The 1,006-nt window shown below is 60.3% G+C and carries 2 protein-coding genes; both read right to left on the bottom strand.

The features are described 5' to 3' along the window. Positions 1–37: 37 nt before the first annotated feature. Complete coding sequence (locus AC1DVR_RS23530) at positions 38–331, bottom strand: hypothetical protein (RefSeq protein WP_478003049.1); 294 nt, start codon at positions 329–331, stop codon at positions 38–40. A 275-nt stretch (positions 332–606) separates the two neighbouring features. After that, a partial coding sequence (locus AC1DVR_RS23525; protein ID WP_478003048.1) for a sensor histidine kinase occupies positions 607–1,006 on the bottom strand: 400 nt, incomplete at its 5' end.

Below are 1,006 nucleotides of genomic sequence, written 5' to 3'. Positions count from 1 at the left end.
CATCGGATGCCGCCCTTCGGATCAAAGTGATACAGAATCAGTCGTTGCCAGTTTCTGACTCGCCGGTGTCAGAACCGTTATCGTTCTCGCTGTCGGTCTGGGCGGCCACGGCCATTTTCATCGTCAAGACCGAGCCATCGGCTGGGTTCAGCGCGATGGTTTTCTCCGCGCCGTCGGCYAGCATGACATGGGCCAGGATCGCGTTCGAAGCGCCTTTCGCACCGTTCTGGTAGGCGATGTTGGAAACTTTGCCGACGGTCGCCGCTTCAGCCGCCGCAATACCTTGCGTTAGGTTGGAGGGCGATGTCAGTTTGGCTTGTGCCCCTTCCATCGGGATTAACGGGGCTTGGCTTTCGACTATAGCTGCCGTGCTGCTGATCAGCGAAAGCAGGGTGGCTGCGATCTACAAGGATGTGTTTGCGTTCAAATTCAATCTCCGTTTGATCAAGGCCGCATGGTGAGGGTTGTTGAGAGACAGATGGGGATCGCATCTTCCAGCGGGTTGTCGGCCACCTTACAGTTGCAGACCGATGCCGCAGTGCAGAGATTTCTCCCTGAATGACCTTGGCAAAACCGGCGACTGGCCGCCGAAAACCGTTGGAAAGCCTAGTCTGCAGCATCAATGTGCTTGAAACTCAGATATACGCGCAGACCGGGGGTGGCGTCGGTCAGTGACAGCCGGGCCTGATGCAGGTCGGCCACGGCTTTGACCAAAGCCAGACCAAGGCCCGACCCTTCGGTGGTGCGACTTTTTTCCAGCCGGTACAGCCGGCGCAAAACGTTTTCGCGCTCCGCTTCCGGGATGCCGGGGCCGGTGTCCTCGACCGAGGCGCGGATGCCCGCGGCATCGGTTTCTACCCGGCAGGTGATTGCCGTGCCGGGCGGGCAGTGGCGCAGGGCGTTCTCGATCAGGTTGGCGATGGCTTGGGTCAAGAGGTCCTTGTCGCCTTCGATGAGGGCCGGGCCGAGGGTCTGGCAGACCAACGTCATGCCGGCATCCTCGGCC

This window comes from Rhodobacter sp. P2_H5 (genome assembly GCF_056403335.1).
The sequence above is the reverse complement of the archived record's forward strand: the minus strand, read 5'-3'. Positions and strand labels throughout refer to the sequence as shown.